Below are 21,507 nucleotides of genomic sequence, written 5' to 3' on the forward strand. Positions count from 1 at the left end.
TGTTGCATTGCGACATCCAGTGATATGAAAAACCTACATTTCTGCCTTGCGGAATCCGGCAGAACCGGGGCGCCCTGCTACCTAACGTGGTCGGCCCTTCCCGTCTCCCGGCCGTCCTCATGCGTTTTATCGCTCCTTCGGTTCTCGCGCTTCTTCTCGCCCCGGGCTGGGCCTTCGCTGCCGCGGTCACCGTCGACGAAACGGCCCTCCGTCAGCGGCTTCTTCGGCTCCCGCTGGCACCGCGCCCCGGCACCGATGTCGTCCTCCCACTGGCGGACGGTCGCGCGCACGTCTTTCATGTCCGCGATTCCGGCACGTTGCCGCGCGGGCTGGTGAAGCGATTTCCCGGCCTTCGCAGCTTCCGTGGCGAGGATGACGAAGGCCGCACGCTTCGTCTCGACCTCTCCCCGCACGGTATCCGGGCGAGCGTCCGGTCGGGCAGTACGGAGTGGCTCATCCGCCCCGGCGACACATGGAAGAGGGAGCCGGAAGACTTCCTTGCCCTCGGCAACGCGAGTACGCCGGTCGCCGAGACGCGTGGCGCCGCCGAGACGCGGCAGGCACCCGCCGAGGCGGTCACATCCCTGAAACGTCGGCGGAGCGCGCGCCCGTCGGGCATCGTGCGCTACGACTTCCGCCTCGCCGTCGCCGCGAGCAGCCGTTACGTCGCCAGGAACGGCGGTACCGTCGCCAGCGCGCTCGCGGAGATCGTCCATCTGGTCAACCGCGCCAACGAGGTGCTCGAAACCGACCTGGGTGTCCATCTCACCCTGGTGGATCGCAACCATCGCATCGTCGTCGCAAACGCGCGTGGCGACCTGTTCGAAACGCATGAACCCGGCCCGGCGGCCGTCACGCTGATCGACCGGGAAATCGGGTCGCGTCACTACGACATCGGCCATGCCTTCAGCACGTTCGAGGGCGGCGACAGTCATGTCGGCACATCGTGCAGCGACGCACGCGATGCGGACTTCTTCGCCACGCACAAGGCCGCCGCGTGGAGCGGACATGGAGACCCGGCCGGGTCATCGCATGCCTTCGGCTATTTCATGCACGTCCTCGGACGCCAGCTCGGCGCATGGCCGACCGCCGATGCGTGCCGGCGCATCACACTCGACGACAGCGCCGTGGAACCGGGTGGCGGCAGCACGATCATGGGCTACGCCACGTCGGGCTGCGGCACGGAAGACCACTGGCTCCAGCCGCGCCCGGGCCTGTACTTTCACGCCCGAAGCATCGAGCAGATCCAGGCGTGGCTCGGATCGCGCGGCGGGCGTTGCGCCGGGCGACGCCTGACATCCGCCGTCGCACCCTGGATCGATCCCGTGCCGCTGGCCGAAACCACCGTGATTCCGGCGCGTACGCCGTTTACCCTCGACGCCGCCGTGGAAGCGGCATCCCCCGGCGATCGCCTGACCTATACCTGGGAGCAGATGGATGCGGGGACAGGGCAGCGGGGGCCGCTCGTCGACGACGGGAAGGGGCCCTTGTTTCGCTCCTTCGCCCCATCATCGACGCCGCAACGCACCTTCCCTCGTCTTCCGGTGCTGCTCGGTGACGAGCGGGCGAGTCCGGGAGAAACCTTGCCAACCACATCGCGCGACCTGCATTTCCGCCTGACGGTGCGTGACAACGCCGGCGCGACGGCCACGCTCGCCAGCGCGGACAGGCGGGTGCGGGTCGTGGATACGGGGCGCGCTTTTGCGATGGCGGCACCGGCCGCCGGGATCGTTGCCGTCGCCGGTGGCGCGCTCGACATCCGCTGGGACGTGGCGGGCACCACGGAGAAGCCGATTTCCTGTCACTTCCTGCATGTCGACCTCTCGGTGGATGCCGGCTCGCACTGGCTTGAAACGCCGCTGGCCACGGACGTGCCGAATAACGGCTCGGCGACAGTGCGGCTTCCCACGGAAGTGAAGAGCGATGTCGCCCGTCTTCGTCTTCGTTGCGACTGGCGACCTTTTTTCGCGGTATCGCCAGGCCCTTTTGTGATCCGCGCGCCGTGACGCGAAGGCCATCGCTTAGCGGTCTATCGGTATTCCCCTACAGATGTTGACCACGCACCTATGGCGTCATGGAGCACGTCCACCCACATCGCATCTCGACGCGTCCCCACGCGAAAAGGAATTCCATCGTGTCCCTGTACTCCCCTCCCCGACGTCTCGTACTCTCCACGGCCCTGGTCGCGCTGCTATCCGGTGTCCCGGTCGCCTATGCCAATCCTCAGGCGCTCTGGTCGGACGTGACGCGTCCTGGCGCAAGTGCCCGGACAGCGGCGACGACCAGCTCTCCCGTTCATCAGCGACGTGTCGCACTGCGCGCCGACGGTCTGGCCCCCTTCGGGCAAGCGCGGGCGGTCGGGCGCAGCAGCCAGACCGCGCAGACCATCGAGCTTCCTTTGCCCGTTAGCGGCGCCACTCGCTTCACCCTCGAGGACTCGGGTGTACTTCCTCCCGGGCTGGCCGCGCGCTTTCCCGGGCTCCGCAGCATGATCGGCCGCGATGCCGAAGGGCGCACCGCGCGTATCGACATCGATGCGGCCGGCGCGGTGCATGCTCGTGTGACCGATCGCGCCGGCGACTGGATCGTTCAGCCCGAAACGCCGGTAAAACGCGCCCCCGGGGCTCGCTCGCGACATTCCCCGGCCATCCACGTCGTATTCCGGCGAGCGGATGCACCCGCAGGTCCCGCTTTGCGCGAGACAACGCCGCACGGCGGCGGCCTTCCCACCGCCGCGCCGGGAACGCGGGCAGGCAAGGCACGCACCGGCAGCGGCCAGCTCCTGCGAACGTTTCGCATCGCCATGAGCGCCAGCAGCGACTACGTCGCGAAGATGGGCGGCACTGTCGAGGATGGCCTGGCCGGCGTGGCGAAGGTCGTCAACCGGCTGAACGCGATCTACGAGAACGACCTGGGCGTGCATTTCCAGCTGGCGGAGAACAACGACCGACTCATCTTCGCGGATAAGGACACGGACCCTTTCAAAGGTCTCGGGGACGACGACCAGCTCGTCCTGCGCAACGCCGCCGTCGCCGCGCAGACACTGGGCCGCGAGAACTATGACGTCGGCCATCTCGTGCATGCTGTCGCTTCCGGCACCGCGGGACTGGCGGGACGCATCGGCAACACATGTCTTAACGCAACACGCACGATCGACATACGGCCGGGAACGAAAGTCACCGATCAGGACTACGAAGACGGTGGCGCGGATAAGGCGGCAGGCATGACAGGCAGCGCCGATCCCTTCAGTGACACCTTCCATGTGGATTACGTCGCCCATGAACTGGGCCACCAGTTCGGCGGACAACACACCTTCAACATCGCCGACCCCGGGTCGGATCAGCGTGAGCCCGATGCAGCGGTAGAGCCCGGCGGCGGCTCCACGATCATGGGCTACGCCGGCATCACGTCCGCCAACCTGCAGACGCGCTCGGACGATTACTTCCACGGCCGCAGCATCGGAGAGATCCGCGCGTGGCTGGATTCCGAAGGCGGATCGTGTGCCGCCACCCGCGTCAACCCGATCCGCACCCCGATGGTCGACACCAGCTACCCGTCCTATGTGGCGGTCCCCGCGCGGACACCGTTCGAACTGACGGGGGCACTCAGCTACGTGCACGCCGGTGCCACACCTACGTACACGTTCGAGCAGATCGATCGCGGCCGCGCTCAGACCACGGCCGCCCTCACGGATACCGGGAACGGGCCGCTGTTCCGGTCGCGCCGCCCCACTGCCAGCGGAAGCCAGACCTTCCCGGCGACCGGGGTGCTGCTTGGCAAGGAGCCGATCGGTCGCGGCGACGCCTTCCCCATGCGCGATCGCACGCTGAACTTCCGGCTCACCGCACGCGACAACCTCGACCAGCTGGCGCACGTCGTCAGCCGCGATATCACGGTCGACGTCGTCGACACGGGCGCCGCATTCGAGGTCGTCGCTCCGCGGAAAAGCGCAACGCTCAGCCGCGGCAAGGCGATCGCCGTGAAATGGCGCGTCGCCGGCACCGACAAGCCCCCGCTTTCCTGCACGAGTATGGACGTCAGGCTGTCGGTGGATGGCGGCGAAAGCTGGCTCGAAGAGAACCTGCTCACCGGTGTGAGGAACAGCGGAACGGCACGCTTCACCATCCCCGGAACCGTCGCGCCCACCATGCGCGGCCGGGTGGCGGTTGCCTGTAGCGACACGAGCACACCGTTCTTCGCCCTGTCGCCCGGCGACTTCCGTATCCGTTGATCGGAGCCGCTCAGAGGCCGAGCGAGATTTCCTCGGCCTCGACGCCCGCCATGTGGATGTGATTCACGAACAGCGAGAAGGCCAGCTTCCCCGCCAGCCCGTGCACGTGCTGCATCCACGGCGGGAGATAGCGAGGGGCCGCGATATCGCCGTTCGCGAAGTGCGCTTCGAGGCTCATGACGTCGTGCAGTGCCAGTTTGCCTGCAAAGAGGTTGCGCAGCAGGTCGAGGCGGCGCTGACGCAACGCCCAGCGGAAAAAGGTGTGCACCGCGAGCAGGCCGGTAAGGTAGACGTTGTCCTTCGCAAACGCCGAGCCGCCGCTGAGCGGCACGCCACGAAAGACGCGCTGCGCCGAGTGGAAACTGTCGGCGACGTTCTGCCCGCACTCACGGAAGTACCGGAACACCTCGACGAAATCGGCACCGTTCAGGGCCTTGTCGATCGCCAGGATGCGCAGGCTGATTCGCTTCAGCCGCGAGATATCGATGGCGCCGGACATCAGCTCGGCGAACACCGCCAGGCCCTCCTGCGTCGCGGTGACACGTGGCGACGTGCGCGCCAGCGATGCCAGGACCGGCTGCTCGCGACCATTCAACGCGGTGAGCGAATGGACGAAGGCCTCATGGGCCAGCAACTGGTGACGATCGTATTCGGTAAAACGGATACCACCGCGCAGACGGATGCGGGTCGCGCCGGCCGCCGCCTTCGCGGTCAGCTCCGGATCCACCTCGACGGAGATGGTGCCTGGCGAGAAGAACGCGTCCAGCTGGGAGGCCATGTCGCGGCGCAGCTCTTCCGCGGGGATGTTGCCGGTGGCGTCTTCGGTTTCCAGATCCGCGCCCAGTTCGTCGGCCAGGTCCACGAAATAGCGGGCGGCATCGAGGTTGCTGCGGTTGCTGCCGGGTATGGCATCGCCGGGGCGACCGTAAAGCGCGACGGATGCCTGCGTGACGCCGTCGGTGCCGGCGGACTCGAGCATCTGCGTGGCGATCCGCCACGACTCGGCCGTGCGCCGCAGGTAGTCGGCGATCGGATGATCCTCGGACGCTTCGGTCTCGATCGCTTCCAGCTCGGCGCGCGTGTCGCCCAGTTGCGGCGGGTGGTACGCGATGGTCGGGATCGAGAGCCGACCGGCGCCAAACTCCGCGATCAGGCGTTCTTCGACCGAGGCGGGCCAGGAGACCGTGGGCAGGATACGGATGGCGCGGACGGCAGCGAGCAGGCGCTGGTCGAGCATCGCGTACCGCCGCATCTCGGCAGAGAGGTCAGACGGGGCGGCGTAGGCGTGCATGGGGGGCGAGTTTAGCGCGAGGAGATGTATTTCTCCCGGCGAATATGCTGGACGGGCAGACCATGGTCTTTCAGTGCCGAAAACGCGGCATCGACCATGTTGGGATTGCCGCAGAGGTAGGCGATATCCCCCTCGGCGCTGGGCTCCAGCTCCGCCAGCATGTCCTGAACGTAACCCAGGCGGTCATGCGGACGCGGGCTGGGACGGGCGCCGCGGGACAGGCAGGCGTGAAAGGTGAAGCCCTCATGTTTACGCGCGAAGGCCTCGAACTCCTCGCCGTAGAGCAGTTCACCCTCGTTGCGGGCGCCGTAAAGCAGCACGAAACGGCAGCCGCGACTGGCGATCAGGGCCTCGATCTGCGGCAGCATGGCCCGGTACGGGGTCACGCCGGTGCCCGTGGCGATCAGGATGTAACGCGTGTTCCGGTCGCCGTCCATCAGGCAGAAGCGGCCGTAAGGGCCGCTGGCGTCCACGGTCTGGCCGTGTTCCAGGTCGCCCAGCAGCTTCGTCGCTGCCCCGCCCTCGACATAGCTCACGGCGATCTCGATCCGCTGGACCGGGCCGCTGCCGTCACCCACGCTGCCGACCGAGTAGCTGCGCTTGGTCGCCTTGCCGTCGTCGTAGTGGAAGTGGACCTGCAGGAACTGGCCCGGGGCAAAGGCCAGCGGCTGACCGTCCACCCGCTCGAACGACAGGTGCCGGACCGAGGGGGCAAGCATGAAGCTGTCGGTCAGACGGAGCTCGAATTGTTCGGCCATGGAAAGTCTCTGTTGACGCCAGGGAACGAGGGGACCCGGCAAAGCCCGGTATAATAGGCGGCTTGTCATCCCGGCGCAGCCCATGACCATCCCCGCTCTGCACGTCACGAATCTCCGGAAAACCTACGGCAACGGCGTGGAGGCCCTCAAGGGCATCTCCCTGACCGTCCAGCCGGGGGATTTCTTCGCCCTGCTCGGCCCCAACGGTGCCGGCAAATCCACCCTCATCGGCATCCTGTCCTCCCTGGTCAACTCGACCTCGGGCGACGCCGAGATCTTCGGGGTATCGATCCACAAGCACCGCAGCGACGCGATGCGCCTGATCGGCCTGGTCCCCCAGGAGATCAACTTCAACCAGTTCGAGAAGCCCTTCGACATCTGCGTGAACCAGGCCGGTTTCTATGGCGTCGGCCGGGCGGAAGCCCGGGTCCGCGCCGAGAAGTACCTGAAGGAGCTGCGCCTGTGGGACAAGGCGCACCTGCAGGCGCGCACCCTGTCCGGCGGCATGAAGCGCCGCCTCATGATCGCCCGCGCGATGATGAACGAACCGAAGCTGCTGATCCTCGACGAACCGACGGCCGGCGTCGATATCGAGATCCGGCGCTCGATGTGGCAGTTCGTCTCGGGCATCAACGAGGCCGGCACGACGGTGATCCTCACCACGCATTACCTCGAGGAAGCGGAACAGCTCTGCCGCAACATCGCCATCATCGACCAGGGCCGCATCGTCCAGAACACGTCGATGAAGAGCCTCCTCGCCACCCTCGACGTCGAGACCTTCGTGCTCGACGTGGCCAGCGTGCCGGCCAACCTGCCGACCCCGGCCGGCGTGGTTCTGCGCGTCCTGGACGACCACACCATCGAAGCCGAGATGTCCCGCTCGCACGACCTCAACTCCCTGTTCGCCACGCTCTCCGGTCACGGCGTCACCGTGACCTCGATGCGCAACAAGTCCAACCGGCTGGAGGAACTCTTCGTCCGCCTGGTCGAGCACGGCCGGGAGAACGCGGCATGAGCGCCTCCACCAACCTCGTCGCGCTGGGCACTCTCGTCCGTCGCGAGATCATGCGCATCATGCGTATCTGGACGCAGACTCTGATCCCGCCGGCCATCACGATGACGCTGTACTTCGTCATCTTCGGCAAGCTGATCGGCAGCCGCATCGGTGAGATGCATGGTTTCACGTACATGCAGTACATCGTGCCGGGTCTGGTCATGATGAGCATCATCACCAACAGCTACGGCAACATCTCGTCATCCTTCTTCGGCGCCAAGTTCGGCCGTTACGTGGAAGAAATGCTGGTGTCGCCGATGCCCAACTGGGTGATCCTGCTCGGCTACGTCATCGGCGCCGTCGTGCGTGGCGTGGTCGTCGGCGCACTGGTACTGCTGATCGCGCTGTTCTTCACCGACCTGCACGTGTCCCATCCGGTCATCACCTTCCTGTCGGTCGTGCTGGGTGCCACGGTGTTTTCGCTGGCCGGCTTCGTCAATGCCGTATTCGCGAAGAAGTTCGACGACATCGCGCTGGTCCCGACCTTCGTGCTCACTCCGCTGACCTACCTGGGCGGCGTGTTCTACTCGGTCGACCTGCTCGGCCAGCCGTGGCGCTCGATCTCGCTGGTCAACCCGATCCTGTACATGGTCAACGCGTTCCGCTTCGGCGTGCTCGGCGTCAGCGACGTGCCCATCGTCACCGCGTTCATCGTGATGATCGTCTTCGTGGTCGGCCTGTCGGCCGTGGCGCTGCGCCTGCTCAGCCGCGGCGTCGGAATGCGTTCGTAAGCCGATGCGCGTCAACAAGTACATCAGCGAGGCGGGACTCTGCTCGCGACGCGAGGCCGACGAGCTGCTCATCGCCGGCCGCGTCACGATCAACGACGAAGTCGTGAGCACGGGCGCCAAGGCGCTCGACGGCGACGTGGTCAAGGTCGATGGCGAGGTGGTGGTCGCGCGCACGCTGATCGCAAGCCCGTCCAGAAGCCGCGGCGTGTACATCGCACTGAACAAGCCGGTCGGTATCACCTGCACGACGGACCAGACCGTCGACGGCAACATCGTCGACTTCGTCGACCATCCGCAGCGCATCTTTCCGATCGGTCGGTTGGACAAGGACTCCGAAGGCCTCATCCTGATGACCAGCAACGGGGACATCGTCAACGAGATCCTGCGGGCGGAGAACAACCACGAGAAGGAATACCTCGTGGCGGTGAACAAATCCGTGACCGACGAGTTCCTTCGGGGCATGGCCAGGGGCGTGCGCATCCACGGCCAGATGACCCGGCCGTGCAAGGTGAGGAAGATCGCGAAGTTCGGTTTCGCCATCATCCTCACGCAGGGTCTGAACCGGCAGATCCGCCTGATGGCCGCCGAGTTCGGCTACCGGGTGACCCAGTTGCGGCGCGTGCGCGTCGTCAACGTGAAGCTGGGGCACCTGAAGCCCGGCCAGTGGCGCAACCTGACCGAAGCCGAACTGAAGGGCCTCCTGCCTTCGCGGACCCAATGGTAGGTAGATTCGCCTACGACGCATCAGCGTAAGGTTGACTAAGCGATACCGGTTGCGCCGACACGCGCAAACGAATCCTTGATGGACAATGGTGCCCGCCTGCCGGAGTGGCAGCGCGCACCACATCAAGGACGATCCCGACATGAAGTCACCCCTCCGGCCGGCCATCGTCGCCGTGCTGTTCAGCGCGTCAACCGCGGCAAGCGCCGCCGCACCCGTCGACGCCTACAACGAATACCTCGCCGCACGTATCCGTATCATGGGTACGACACGGGCGATCGAGCCCGATACGGCCACCTTCCTCGCTCAGTTCCTGCAGACGCCTGCTTCGCCCTATAGCGACCTGGTTGAGCAGCCAGTCGTCACGAATACGCCTGCATGGAACGAATACCTGGCCGCCATGCAGCCGGCGGGCGCGGCCGATGGCGACGCCGCGCTGAACGCGCTGCGCCTGCAGACAGGCCTCACCAAGGCCCGACCCGGTGAGGAAGTCACGCTGGAACCTACCGCCGCGCGCGACTACCGCGGCCGCGAGGCGGCCGCCAATGCGATCAAAGCAGGCATCGACCCCGATATCTTCTGGAAGGCGCGGGACATGAGCGGCTCGGCGATCACCGCCGCCGCTGGCTATGCGCTCGCCTTGCAAATGCTGCGCGACGCAGCCGCCGCCAACCCGCCCGAAGACTACGCGCGCATGGCGATCAAGCCAGACGTTCTCGCGCGATACATGAACCAAAGGTACCCCGACAACATTCCCGACGCGGATCTGCGCTATCTGACCACCTGGTTACGTGGATCGCTCGATCTACGGGGCGCACAGATGAAGGGTACAGCCGCACAACGCCTTCCTGCGGCGTATCGACTGGCGCGCGTTGCGGCAGCCTACGCCGATGCCAGCGGCTACTTCACCTCCAAAGGCTATTGCCAGGGAAACGCCGCGCGCCCCGGCGAGCCGACGGGCCCCGAAGCGCTGGAGAACGACCGGCCACTTTGCTTTATCGCCGCGACGGACCGTGGCGTACTCGCGTGGTTCCGTCGACAACTGCGGCTCGACATGTCGGGAATTCCGATGCATGAGAACCCGCACCATGGCCTCGCCAACCTGGCGCGCCTTATCGGCGTGGTTCTGGTGTTCATGGATATGGCCTCGTTCATCGAAACCGCGGACGCATTCGTCACCGAGCGCCTTGCCACCCATGGCGATATCGATGAGGCCGACGCGCAGGTCGCGTCCGAGCGCTCCACCCGACTCAGCTGCAGGATTTCCCCATGAAGACTTTCGTTATGGCTCCGCACGCCATACTCCTCGCGCTCACCCTGGCGGTCGCGCCATGGAGCACGTCTGCCGGCACTATCACGATCGATATGGCCGACGGCAACGCAGTCAGTGAGCTAGCCGCGGAAGGCCGTTCGCACGTCGATGCGATGCGCTCGATGCTGGCCACTGACTATCCGGGCATGGCCGCCAGCGCCAATCGAAACACGATCAGCTACATCCGGCGCGAACTCGTCGGGGCCACTGTCGCACGCATTGAATATACCTACGAAAAAAACGGCAGAACTTACAGAACCGTCTACCACGCCCGAAGCGGTCGTTCTATGAAAACCATTGCCGATGTCGGCATTTCCAAGAAGGAAAAGGGCAGCGGTTCCTCGGCATCCGACACCAACGATACCGATGCGTCGACAGGCAATGCCTCCATCGATGAGCTCCCGGGACAGGAGGCGAAAGAAACCGTCTTCTACACGAACGACGCACCGGGGGATGTGCGTGCAACGTCCCTGCCGGATGTAGAGGGAGGTATCGAGGAAACCAACTTCGGCGATGTCGCATCGCATGCGAACGACGCCGAACTGAAGATCGTTCGCCGCATGGATGTCGACATCCGGGAGGGCGCCGTAAGCGCAGGCGGAACGGTCGATGGCTTCGTCAGCAAGACAGTCTGCGCGTCATGCAAAGCGGCATTCAATGAGCTTGCGAGCCGCTACGATATCAACGGGTCGATTCACCAGATGATCGAGCCGGAGAAGATGGTGGTCGGTAACCGCGTCGTCACGATCAAGCCCGTCGGCGACGATCCGATCGCGAAAAGCCGTAGAGCCTCTATCGAGCTCCGATCGAGCCGCAACGCGTACACCAACGAGCAGATCACGAAGGAGAACCTGGGTCGAACCCGTTCAGCCTTGAGAGCGGCCGGCGCCATCGAACGCGCCGAGACAACGACCGCCACCGCCGAAGAAGCCGAGGCCTGCAACTCGTGACAAAACGCATGCGTTTTATCGTCGTCGCGTTCGTCGCACTCGCCGGCCCTGCCGAGGTACAAGCCACCCGCGTCACGGGTGCGGACGTCCTCGCCCGCTGGCAACGGACGCGCATCGCGCGCCTTGGCGGAGAGCAGGCATCGTTGGCCACGCAGGACATCGCCCGGCAAATGCTCTCGAACCCGGGCTCTCCGTACAGCGACCTGATCGCCCAGCCCGAGTTCACCAATGACGTGGACTGGGTGGCCACCGTCGACGCGTTCTCGGCCCGCGGCCTCACTGCCGCGGGTGCGCTCGCCGCGTTGCAGTGGGATCTCGGCATGACGAGAGCGCGTCCCCGGATGGATATCAAAGTGAAGGCGGGCTTTCGCGATGACTTCGTCGCCGCCAGCGCGATCAAGGCCGACGTCGATGCCGACGTGTTCTGGCATATGCTCGATCTGACGGGTTATCGTCACTCCACCAAGGCCGCGGTGTACGCGGTCGGCATGCAGATTCTCCGTGCGCAGGCGATCGCGGTTCCTTCTGACGTGTGGATAGCCAACGCGATCGACCCAGACGTATTTACGCGTGTGATGCGTGCGCAGCATATGGACCAGCTGCGTCCCTACGATCTGGAGTACCTTTCTACGCTCGTGCAGTACCGTCTGATCCACTGGAAAGCGGGCGCGGAAAGCTCGTCGGGGCATCGAAGCCTGCCAGTCGTTTACCGTGTAGCGCGCACTGCGGCCGCCTACCGCGATGCCCAGGGATATGTGGGCAGTTCCCCCTGCACCCGCGATGGCACACCTCGCGCGTCATCGGCGGGCACAGGTGGCGATGACGACCGGCCCCTGTGCTTCGCCGCTGCCACCGACCGCGCAGTGCATGCCTGGTACCTGGCGGAGTACACGCGCCAGGCCACCTACGTCCCGGAACACCATGATGACGGCCTCAGCCGTCTGGCCAGGTTCGCCGGCCTGGTTCTGACGCTGGTGGACCTGGCCGGCGTTCTCGAGTTCGTCGAGGCCACCGTGGCGGAGAGCCTGGTCACCTCGGAAGCCATCGGCGATGCCGAGGCCGAGGCATCGTTCGCGCGCGCCGACCTGCTTTCGTGCCCCATTCCGGAGTGAAGCCCATGCATCGCCACCTGATCGTTTCCCTGGGGGCAGGCGTTGCCGCCCTCGTCGTCGTCCACGCGCGCGCGGCACCCGTCGTGATCGAGTCGGTCGGCCTCGACAAAGGCAATGTCACGGCCCAGCTCGAACGCAGCAGCCAGTACTTCGTCAACGCGATGCGTAAGCTCATCGTGCAGAGCTATCGCGAGCAGTACCGCGCGATCCGCTGGGAAGGTCTCGAGGAGACGATGACCAGATCGCGGGTCGCCCGTTTCGAATACCGTTTCACGCTGAACGGGGTCGAGCAGGTCAGGGTCTACCACGCGATGGATGGCCTACCCCTGAGCGTCATCGCCGACGATGCCTTCGGCGGCACCACGCCACGGGGATCACCTACTCCACCGCAGTCGCCGGGCAGCCTCGACGGATCATCGGGCAGCGACATCGAGGAGACGAGCGCCACGGAGACCTTCGGCGCAGCGAGCGATCTCGTCGACGCGGATATCGCCGACGACCTGCTGTTCGATGAGTTCGACAGCATGAACGTGCGTGCGCGCGTCCTCCCCTCGTCCGGTTCGGTACTGGCAAGCTACACGGCCCCCGGCGCGCAAGGCGGCCTCGATGCCGAGTTCAAGGCCATGCGCACGATCGAAAATGACATCCGTGCGGGTGTGATCCCTCGTGGTGGACGCATACGCGGTGCAATCGGCGGCGCGACGTGCGGCTCCTGTGAGGATGCCATGCGCAGGCTGTCGGACGAATACGGTGTCGAGGTCAGGGTCAGCCACATGTTCGGCTCCATTCCCAGCGGCGAGCAGCGCGCCCTGATCGAGTCCGGCAGCGCCCGTCTCAAAGGTCGCATGCTGGTCGGCTCCGAGGGTGAGCCGCTACTGGCCCGCGACGTGCTGGACAGCGCGCGCGCCGCCCAGATTCGCCGCGACCTGAGTCCGCGCGCTCTCGATCGGACGTTCAAGGGCTTTTCGTGGCGGCGGCGGTCGTTTCGCCTGGGTCCACCGCGCCTGCCCCGGGTCTCGGAGGGGTCGTCCACGGAAGACACCGCCGTCTCCGCGGAACCGTCGGCCGCGCCCGGATGCTGACAGGGAGGGGTACCGGGGGACGATGTGCGATCATGCCGCCATGGATACCTTTGCTTCCCTGCCCCTAAAGGCCGCCCTGCTCTCCGCCGTCGAGGGCATCGGCTACACGTCGATGACGCCCATCCAGCGGGACAGTCTGCCGCCGATTCTCGAGGGCCGCGACGTCATCGCCCAGGCCCGCACCGGTAGTGGCAAGACGGCGGCGTTCGGGCTGGGGCTGCTACAGCAGCTCGACCCCGAAGAAATCCGCCTGCAGGCACTCGTGCTGTGCCCCACCCGTGAACTGGCCGACCAGGTCAGCAAGGCGCTGCGACGGCTGGCCGTGAACATCCCGAACGTGAAGCTGCTGACGCTCTGCGGCGGCATGCCGCTCGGCCCGCAGCTGGCGTCGCTGGAACACGATCCGCACATCGTCGTCGGCACGCCGGGCCGGGTGCAGGAGCACCTCAAACGCGAGAGCCTGCACGGTGGCGGCATCAAGATGCTGGTGCTGGACGAGGCGGACCGGATGCTCGACATGGGTTTCGAAGAGGCCATCGACGACATCGTCAAGCGGATCTCGAAGCACCACCAGACGCTGCTGTTCTCCGCCACGTATCCGGACGACATCCGCACCATGAGCGGTCGCGTCCAGCGCAACCCCGTCACGGTGACCGCCGATGAACCGCACGACGTCCCGACCATCGAGCAACGCGTGGTCGAGGTCGAGCCGGCGCAGAAGGCCGATGTTCTCGCACGCATCCTGTCGCACGAAAAGCCCGAGGCCGCCCTGGTCTTCTGCAACATGCGCAAGGACACCGAGAGTCTGGCCGCTGAGCTCGACCGGCGTGGCTTCACGGCGCTCGCCCTGCATGGCGATCTCGAACAACGCGATCGTGACGAGGTGCTGGTGCGCTTCGCCAACCACAGCTGCTCGATCCTCGTGGCGACCGACGTCGCCGCGCGAGGACTCGACATCGCCGCGCTGCCGCTGGTGGTGAGCTTCGACATCGCGCACGACGTGGATACGCACACGCATCGGATCGGGCGCACCGGTCGCGCCGGTGCCAACGGCATGGCCATCTCGCTGGCGAGCTCCCGCGAGTTGCCGAAGATCAAGGCGATCGAAGAGCGTCTCGGCGGCACGATCCCGCGGCATCCGGCCCGCGCGCAACCCGAAGGGAAGAAAGTCCTCAACCTCGCGCCGATGAAGACCCTGGTCATCGACGGTGGCCGTAAAGACAAGATGCGCCCCGGTGACATCCTCGGTGCGCTGACCGGCGACGCGGGCCTGGACGGCAAGGACATCGGCAAGATCGACGTGTTTGCGACGCGCGCATACGTGGCGATCCGACGGGATCTCGCCAACCGGGCGCTCGAGCGCTTGCGCGCCGGGAAGATCAAGGGGCGCACGTTTCGCGTACGCCCCTTAGGTTGAGCGGCTCGCTCAGTCGGCCACCTCGCCATCCCCCGGTGTGTCGATGCATGCGACCCCAACCCGGGCAGCCGGCGACTCGGCCGACTGGTTCAACAGGTTCAGCTGCCCCCCGTTGACCGCCACCTCAATGGACGTCAGATGCTGGTGCCGGAGACGGTCGAACGCCGTATATGCCGCGCTGCCAAAACCGAGAAACGAGACCCTCACGGTGATGTTACGGCGGTCCGACAGTGCCTGTAGTGCCGCTTCGCAGGACGCACAAGGCTCCTGACTCGAGAACCCATAGAGCTGACCTCCCGCCGGAACGCGACCCGCCAGAATGTCGCGCTCGATGCGCTGGGCGACCTTCAGCTCCGCGTCGCGCTTACGCTGCTGCGGAAAGTTGTCGCCGGGAACGGGAGACACGGTCACCGTACTCGTGTTGGGCCGTGCATCGTGCCAGGCGACGATGTCGGCGCCCTGATGCGTGAAGAAACTCCGGTAGGACCTGGGCGCACGAACACCGGCCATGCCCGTGTTCGGCTCGTTATGCCCCGAGCGTGCGTGATACACGCGCTGCATCGACCGGCCGTTGACTGTGTACTCGTAGGTGAAACTGACGAAGGTGGCCGTCGCGAACTGCCGCGAGAATGCCGCGAACTGAGCGGTGCTGGGTGTGCCGCCGTCGAGCACCGTTACATACCATTCCTGAGCGGGTCGTATGTGCGTCTGGAACGATGCGAGGATTCGTGCGTTGACGCTGCCCGTACCTACCACGTCTACGCGACGTTTCAATACGGGTCCCGCTACGGACCAGGCCGACGCGAACAGCAAGCCGATGGCAAGAAGATAAGCCCCGAAAAGCCCGTAACGATGTTTCATGGCAGGGACCTCCGGCAGATGAGCAGATTGGCTCGTTCGACGAGACGGTAGAAGGTGATGTCGTGACTGCCCGAGGCGTCCCCAGCGAGCGCCATCTGTGCCTCGACTACCTCGACATGGTTCGACCAGTCCAGCGCCTGGTTCGTGTACGCGCCCGCCCAGGCGGGACGGACGTCGGCAAAGGTGTCGATCAGGCGCGCCGCGACGTCGAAGCGGGAGAATGCTTCGGGCGCCTGCGCCAACTGGTGTGCGCGAGCGGCGCGATACCACCGATAGACGGCCCGGTCGGTTGCGTCGGTAAAGCAGATGGGGCGCGACAAGTCCTCGGGATTGTCGCCCGATGTCGCCGGATCTCGCTGCCCGTCGGCCAGACATGCCGTGTAGAGGGGCGGTTGCGACGTGCGATAGGCGGCCGCCACCCGGGCGATGCGCAGGGGAGTCGGCAGTTCTCGCTGAGGTACCGCATTCGAGCCTTCGGCATTTGCCCGGCCCGCATTCCATAGCGACAGTTCCAGACGCAGGACATCCGCGAGGTAGGCGAGATCGGCGTCCGGGATATCCGTAAGATTATCGGCAGCCTCGAACCGTCCAAGCGCATGCGCGTTGACGCCCAACATGCCGCGGTCGTCGACCGGTGTGGTGTCGACCCAATGCCGGAGCACTTCCAGAGCCACGGCCATCTCCGCCGTGATCATGGAGAGCTCCGTGCCGCTGAGCTTGTATGCGAGATCGAAATAACGCCGCCGCACACCCGCTTTTTCCAGGCTGGCGGAGACCAGGGGATGATGTGCGGTGACCGGAAGTCGTTGCGGATACCCAGGAAGGACCTGATATCCGATGAGGGCCTTATCGAAGCCCAGGTCCCATGCGATCTTTCGTCCGCTGGAAACATCGGCGGGGAAGACATCGGGGCGTGGCGGCTCGCCGGCGATCCTGGAGAAGAGATGCGGATGCAGGTCGCTGTATATGGAGCCCGGGTCTTTCAGATACTCGCTACGCCAGGCGACATCCGCCTGGAGAGGATGAAAGTCGCCGAGACTATGCGCGTCCATCCTGGCGAGCGAGTGAAACGTCCACGCCTGAAACGCGTCACCGAGTGACGGGGGCGCGTGGAATCGCTCCGCCGTTGGCGTAGCGACGGCATGGGCGGACGCCAGCAGCAAAAAGACGATCGTCCTCCCGTGGTAACGATGAACGCGCCGCGGTGCTTTGAGGTGTCGTTTCATTCGGCGACCTCCACCTGCGACGTTCGCATACACGTCGGCACTGGCGACGCCCCGGAAGAAGCAGCGTACGGGCGGTTCAACGAAGTGCCATTCAGCGCCGCATAAATCGACTCGATATACTGCTTGCGAAAGTTCTGAAAGCGTCGATGAGCGGAACCGCCCTCGACATAATGAGTGACTCTGACCGATATCCCCCATCTGTCCGAGAGCGTGCGCAAGGCGCTTTCGCAGGTCCCGCAAAGGGCTGCGCTGCTGAATCCGCGCAATGTTCCGCCCGAAGACACCAGACCGTCACGAATATCGCGCTCGATCTGGCGGGCAATCTTACGTTCGGCATCGCGGCCCGCAGGAAGCCTCTCGCGATTCCACACTACCGTGTCTGCGGACACACGGGAAAAGTACGACGCGTAGGGCGCGGCGCGTCGTGAAGAAGGCAGGGCACTCCACGGGTTATTGGCGCCGGAACGACCATGGTAGACGTGCGTCATGGCGTTTCCGTCCCGGTTGTATTCGTAGGTAAAACTGACGATGCGATCGGTCTCCAGCGACTGGCCAAAGCGATCGAACGTTTCGCGAGCCACGGGTCGCCCATGAAAGGCATCGACGTACCATTTCCGGGCCGCATCGGCATGCGCGTCGAAAGACGCCAGGAGCCTGGCCATGACACCTGACCTGAGAAAGTCATCCTTGAGCGGCTCTTTGATCACTTCCGCCGCTCCGGACGAATCAGCCACGGAAACCAAAGCAAGAAACAAGCCGCCGATGACGAGGTTTCGCCGACGAAAGGTCATGGCTCACGACTCCGGCAGATGCGCTGATTGGCGCGGGTTGTCATGCGCAAAAAACCGGCCTCGTCAGACGCCATTGAGCCAAGCGTCTGAGTCGCGACCAGTTGCGCCTCGATGATTTCGGCGTGGACCGCCCAGTCAGCCGCCTCGTCGGCATAGGCACCGGCCCAGACAGGACGAACATCGGCGAAGTGCGCGATCAATCGCGCAGCCTGGTCGAAATGGGCAAAGTCGTCGGAAGACGTCGCAAGCTCGGTGGCACGCCTTGCGCGATACCAGCGGTACACGGCACGATCCGTTGCACCCATAAAGCAGATGGGCCGATCGAGTCGTTCCGGTATGAGGCCCGCTTGCTCCGGATCATGGCTACCGTCGGCATGGCATGCGGAATAACCGGGTCGGCTGCCATGCCAGGCTGCCGCGGTTCGCGCTACGCGTAGCGGCGTCGGAATGGCGATGGCGCCATTGATGTCACCCGGGGGAACGCCCAGTTGGGCCACTGTGAGTTCCATTCGCAGGATGTCTGCCAGGTAGGAAAGGTCTTGTTCGGTGAGATCGGCCAGCGTGGTCGCGGACCAGAAGTGCGCGAGCGTGGCCCGGCGAATGCCGTACCGCTCCGGATCATCCATCGAGTCCGACCATCGGCTGAGCGTTGCGATGGAGAGCGCCAGCTGTGCGCCGAGCGTCGACAGTTCGGGGCCACTCAAGGCCATCGCCTTTTCGAGTATGTCCGGCCCGATATCCGCCTTGAACAGGTTGAAGCGCGCGTTATCGTCAAACGGTTCGACGTGATACCAGCCGAACGGCTGCGAGGTGACCTTGCGCAGATCGGTGGGAAGCGCCTTATACAGCCCGAGATTCCAGGCGATCATTCGATTGACACCGGCGTCGATCGGGAAAGATCCGGACTCATCACTCTGCACCCGGGGACTTCGGGGCCAGACAAGGGTTGGATGCGATCCCGTGCCTTCGCTATAAGCCAACCCCTCGCGCGGGTTTCCTGTCCGGGGGATGTACTCGTTCGCCGCCAGAGCGACAGGAGCGGCGAGGTCGCTGTAGATCGAGTCGGGCGTCTCCAGGTATTCACTACGCCAGACTTCATCGGAGTGAAACGGTGATCTCGTTGTCGGACCGCCCTGCCCCGCGCGTTTCAATGAAAGCAGGGTCCACCGGGCGTGGTGATCGCCGCGGATGAATTCCTCGTGGATGAGCCCCTGACTCCGGGCATCCGCGACGGACGCCGCCAACAGAGCAAGCAGAGGTACGCAGGCTTTCGCCGCTGTGACGACCTTCATGGTCGAGCGCATAAATGACCTCCCTGGTAGAGGCGGTCATTCCATCGATTTTCGTGCGAACAGACCATCGGGCGAGCCCGCGCAAAAGTGTAGGCACGACGGTGCAACCAACGTGGTTGGGAACTAGGTACCCCGCGGCTTCGCCCGATGCGTCGCCGTGGCCGTCCACGGATCATCCGGCCACGGATGGCGGGGATACCGGCCCTTCAGTTCTTTCTTAACTTCCGGATACGTACGATTCCAGAAACCCGCCAGATCCTGCGTCACCTGGATGGGTCGGCCTGCTGGCGAAAGCAGATGAAGCATCACGGCGATACGCCCATCGCCAACGCGCGGCGTGTCGGCAAGGCCGAACAGCTCCTGCAGCTTGACCGCGAGCACGGGCGGAGCGCCAGGCTCGTCATCGCGTTCACCGTATTCCAGTCGCCGCGTCATGCCACTGGGCACTTTCAGTTCTTCCGGTGCATGTGCGTCAAGCGCGCGGCGTTGTTCGTAGTCGAGCATCGCGCCGAGCGCCCCCGACAGTTCCGCCGCCTGGAGCGCATCCAGACGGCGCTTGCCGGAGAGATACGGTGACAGCCAGGTATCCATCGAAGCCAGCAAGGCGTCATCGTCGACGTCGGGCAGACCCAGCTCGGGTCGCCATGCGCGCAAGGCACCGATACGTGCACGAAGGCGGCGCGCGGCGTCGCTCCACGGCAGCGAGGAGATACCTCGCGAGCGTATCGCGGCGAGCAGTGCGGGGATGGCATCGTCGGCACGCATCGGCAGGGGCTTTCGCGATATCGGCAATGCGTCGAAGCGGCGCTCCTCGAACGCTTCGGCGATCTGCCGCGTATCGTCCCAGCGCAGCACGCGCTCGGTGACGAAGCGCCCGGCATGGTCGCGCTCGAGAACGTCGGGGTCGAACGGTGCGCCCGCGTAGATCAGGCTGTCACGCGCTTCGAGCCGCAGGTCGAGGACGACGATCCATGGTTCGCCGTGCAGCGCACTGTTTTCGTGCAGCCGTGCGCCGCGCCCGTTGGCAAGGAGGTAGCGTGACGCCTGCGACTCCTCTCTCCGGGCGACCCGGTCGGGAAAGGCATGCACGAGCAGATCGCCGACCGTATGCGTGTCGGGCACACCGCTCGCCGCGGTACGCACGTCGAGCCGGCGTCGCCAACCCGAGGCCGCCTTCTCAATCGCTGCCAACGCGCCGATATCCGCCGAGCCGGCGCGCGCACCCCGCGCGCCCGCATCGCGCCACAGGTGCAGGGCCGCGACACGGTGACGGAAATCGTCGCTGCGAGCCTGCTCGCCGCGCAACGGCGAGCGCGCTTCCACCAGCGCGAGCAGATCGGCCACCAGCGACCGCAACGCCGTGGGCGCGCGCAAGGCCGCCGCGGCGAGCCGGGGCGTGGCTCCAAGGGCCAGCATGTCGCGCCCAAGCCGCGTCATCGCCGACGCGTCATCGAGCGCGCCAAGCCGCCGGAGAAGGTCGCGGGCCTGACTCATGGCCCCCACCGGCGGCGCATCCAGCCACGGCAAGGCGTCGCTGCCCCATCCGGCAAGCTCCAGCGCCAGGCCGGACAATTCCGTATGTTCGATCTCGGCCGAGCGCGAGGGCTCGAGGCGGCGACTCTGCGGCCATAGCCGGTAAGCGGTGCCTTCGGCTACACGACCGGCGCGACCCGCGCGCTGGTCGGCCGATGCCTGCGAAATGTTGACCGTCTCCAGGCGGGCGAAGCCGGAGTTCGGATCGAAGCGGGGCTCACGCGCGAGACCGGCATCCACGACCGCGCGGATACCCGGCAGCGTGACGCTCGATTCGGCGACGTTCGTCGCCAGCACGACCCGGCGTGTGCCGGGATCCGCAGGCGTCAGAGCGAGCTGCTGCTCCGCGAGCGAGAGCTCACCATGCAGGGCGACCACTTCGACGTGTTCGTCGCGCCGCTCGATCAGGCCCCGGGCTCGCTCGATCTCGCGACGGCCCGGGAGAAACGCGAGCACGTCGCCATCATTTTCCGCGAGCGCCTGCATCACGGCGCGTGCGAGGTGCTGCTCCGTCGTCTCCTGCGCGCGTGCGGCGACGTGCTCGATACGGACAGGAAAACTCCGGCCCGGGCTGCTGATCCTCGGCGCATCGAACCATTGCGCGATCCGCTCGCCGTCCAGCGTGGCCGACATCACCATCAGGCGCAGATCCGGACGAAGCCCGGCCTGCACGTCCAGCGCGAGCGCCGCGCCGAGGTCGCCCGCCAGATGACGCTCGTGGAATTCGTCGAACAGAATGGCGCCGATGCCGTCGAGCGAGGGATCGTCCTGAATCATGCGACTGAGGATGCCCTCGGTCACCACTTCGATCCGCGTCCGGGGGCCCGTACGGGACTCGAAGCGGATCCGGTATCCGACGGTACCGCCCACGTCTTCGCCCAGCTGGGCCGCCATGAACGATGCCGCCGCGCGCGCCGCGATACGGCGCGGCTCCAGCATGATGATGCGCTGCCCCGCCAGCCATGGCGCATGCAGCAGCGCAAGGGGCACCTGCGTGGTCTTACCGGCGCCGGGAGGCGCCTCGAGCACGAGCCGGGGCCGCTGATCGAGCGAGGCGACGATCTCGGGCAGCAGCGGCGAAATGGGAAACGAAGAAGTCATGCGCCGGCTATGGTACGCAAGCCGGCGCCGGATCGTGCGTTTCG

At 65.6% G+C, this 21,507-nt stretch carries 17 protein-coding genes; 10 read left to right on the top strand and 7 right to left on the bottom strand.

The features are described 5' to 3' along the window. The first annotated feature begins 119 nt into the window (after positions 1-119). Positions 120-2,006 (top strand): reprolysin-like metallopeptidase, encoded by a 1,887-nt coding sequence (locus tag BLT40_RS10020; protein ID WP_090352823.1) that lies wholly within the window; start codon positions 120-122, stop codon positions 2,004-2,006. A 128-nt stretch (positions 2,007-2,134) separates the two neighbouring features. Continuing rightward, positions 2,135-4,231: a reprolysin-like metallopeptidase gene (locus BLT40_RS10025; protein WP_176809143.1), complete on the top strand. Its 2,097-nt coding sequence runs from the start codon at positions 2,135-2,137 to the stop codon at positions 4,229-4,231. 10 nt (positions 4,232-4,241) lie between these two features. Here the strand turns inward: BLT40_RS10025 and BLT40_RS10030 are convergent, their stop codons facing one another. Continuing rightward, entirely contained in the window at positions 4,242-5,468 is a 1,227-nt protein-coding gene (locus BLT40_RS10030) for a flavohemoglobin expression-modulating QEGLA motif protein (RefSeq protein ID WP_255363986.1), read from the bottom strand. A gap of 65 nt (positions 5,469-5,533) precedes the next feature. Further along, complete coding sequence (locus BLT40_RS10035) at positions 5,534-6,280, bottom strand: FAD-binding oxidoreductase (RefSeq protein ID WP_079522746.1); 747 nt, start codon at positions 6,278-6,280, stop codon at positions 5,534-5,536. Positions 6,281-6,362: 82 nt separating this feature from the next. On the opposite strand from BLT40_RS10035, the gene BLT40_RS10040 reads away from it, so the two are divergent. The 8 genes from BLT40_RS10040 (at position 6,363) to dbpA (ending at position 14,659) form a co-directional block, all read left to right on the top strand. Beyond that, a complete protein-coding gene (locus tag BLT40_RS10040) occupies positions 6,363-7,295 on the top strand; it encodes an ABC transporter ATP-binding protein (RefSeq protein WP_090352826.1) in 933 nt (310 codons plus the stop codon). After that, positions 7,292-8,065: an ABC transporter permease gene (locus tag BLT40_RS10045; RefSeq protein ID WP_079522748.1), complete on the top strand. Its 774-nt coding sequence runs from the start codon at positions 7,292-7,294 to the stop codon at positions 8,063-8,065. The genes BLT40_RS10040 and BLT40_RS10045 overlap by 4 nt, the downstream gene beginning before the upstream one ends. Before the next feature lie 4 nt (positions 8,066-8,069). Then, the gene (locus BLT40_RS10050) at positions 8,070-8,789 is read left to right on the top strand and encodes a pseudouridine synthase (RefSeq protein WP_036109873.1); all 720 of its coding nucleotides are present in this window, start codon (positions 8,070-8,072) and stop codon (positions 8,787-8,789) included. A gap of 172 nt (positions 8,790-8,961) precedes the next feature. Further along, on the top strand, positions 8,962-10,059 hold the full coding sequence (locus BLT40_RS10055) for a hypothetical protein (RefSeq protein ID WP_143025866.1): 1,098 nt from the start codon (positions 8,962-8,964) through the stop codon (positions 10,057-10,059). Continuing rightward, positions 10,056-11,048, top strand: coding sequence for a hypothetical protein (locus BLT40_RS10060; protein ID WP_079522750.1), 993 nt, complete (start codon positions 10,056-10,058; stop codon positions 11,046-11,048). The genes BLT40_RS10055 and BLT40_RS10060 overlap by 4 nt, the downstream gene beginning before the upstream one ends. An 8-nt stretch (positions 11,049-11,056) precedes the next feature. After that, the gene (locus BLT40_RS10065; RefSeq protein WP_090352828.1) at positions 11,057-12,160 is read left to right on the top strand and encodes a hypothetical protein; all 1,104 of its coding nucleotides are present in this window, start codon (positions 11,057-11,059) and stop codon (positions 12,158-12,160) included. A 5-nt stretch (positions 12,161-12,165) separates the two neighbouring features. Further along, positions 12,166-13,242, top strand: a complete 1,077-nt coding sequence (locus tag BLT40_RS10070; protein WP_090352829.1) for a hypothetical protein — start codon at positions 12,166-12,168, stop codon at positions 13,240-13,242. Between the two features lie 40 nt (positions 13,243-13,282). After that, complete coding sequence (gene dbpA / locus BLT40_RS10075) at positions 13,283-14,659, top strand: ATP-dependent RNA helicase DbpA (RefSeq protein ID WP_090353860.1); 1,377 nt, start codon at positions 13,283-13,285, stop codon at positions 14,657-14,659. A gap of 9 nt (positions 14,660-14,668) precedes the next feature. On the opposite strand, the gene BLT40_RS10080 is transcribed toward dbpA, so the two are convergent. The 5 genes from BLT40_RS10080 to hrpB form a co-directional block, all read right to left on the bottom strand. Continuing rightward, a complete protein-coding gene (locus BLT40_RS10080; RefSeq protein WP_090352830.1) occupies positions 14,669-15,520 on the bottom strand; it encodes a hypothetical protein in 852 nt (283 codons plus the stop codon). Beyond that, complete coding sequence (locus tag BLT40_RS10085; RefSeq protein WP_090352831.1) at positions 15,517-16,746, bottom strand: hypothetical protein; 1,230 nt, start codon at positions 16,744-16,746, stop codon at positions 15,517-15,519. The genes BLT40_RS10080 and BLT40_RS10085 overlap by 4 nt, the downstream gene beginning before the upstream one ends. Then, positions 16,743-17,537, bottom strand: a complete 795-nt coding sequence (locus tag BLT40_RS10090; protein ID WP_079522755.1) for a hypothetical protein — start codon at positions 17,535-17,537, stop codon at positions 16,743-16,745. The genes BLT40_RS10085 and BLT40_RS10090 overlap by 4 nt, the downstream gene beginning before the upstream one ends. Beyond that, positions 17,534-18,841, bottom strand: coding sequence for a hypothetical protein (locus BLT40_RS10095; protein WP_143025867.1), 1,308 nt, complete (start codon positions 18,839-18,841; stop codon positions 17,534-17,536). The genes BLT40_RS10090 and BLT40_RS10095 overlap by 4 nt, the downstream gene beginning before the upstream one ends. A 111-nt stretch (positions 18,842-18,952) precedes the next feature. Next, positions 18,953-21,463 (bottom strand): ATP-dependent helicase HrpB, encoded by a 2,511-nt coding sequence (gene hrpB / locus BLT40_RS10100; protein WP_090352833.1) that lies wholly within the window; start codon positions 21,461-21,463, stop codon positions 18,953-18,955. Between the last annotated feature and the right edge of the window lie 44 nt (positions 21,464-21,507).

Origin of the sequence: Dyella sp. 333MFSha (assembly GCF_900102405.1) — a bacterium.
Classification (GTDB): domain Bacteria; phylum Pseudomonadota; class Gammaproteobacteria; order Xanthomonadales; family Rhodanobacteraceae; genus Luteibacter; species Luteibacter mycovicinus.